Annotated in this window: 1 protein-coding gene; it reads left to right on the plus strand. The window is 64.8% G+C overall.

Translation table 11 applies throughout. The annotated features are described in order from the left end of the window. Positions 1-250 (plus strand): tRNA-dihydrouridine synthase (locus tag R0J88_RS22205; RefSeq protein WP_410901200.1); only part of this gene is annotated, 250 nt, incomplete at both ends.

The following is a 250-nucleotide window of genomic DNA, read 5'->3' on the forward strand; positions in this document are numbered from 1 at the left end:
ACCACCGTGGCCGATGCCGGCTGCGACACCATCAGCGTGCATGCGCGCAAGGCATGGGTGCAGGGCCTGTCGCCGAAGGAGAACCGCGATGTGCCGTCGCTGAACTATGGCCGCGTGCACCGCCTCAAGCAGGCGCACCCGTCCTTGCATATCGGCATCAATGGTGGCCTGAAGCTGATGGACGAGCTGCACGAGCAGCTGGAGCACGTCGATAGCGTGATGGTCGGCCGTGAGGCGTACCACAACCCCT

The sequence above is a fragment of the Pseudoalteromonas sp. SIMBA_162 genome (assembly GCF_046535955.1).
GTDB classification, from domain to species: domain Bacteria; phylum Pseudomonadota; class Gammaproteobacteria; order Enterobacterales; family Alteromonadaceae; genus Pseudoalteromonas; species Pseudoalteromonas marina.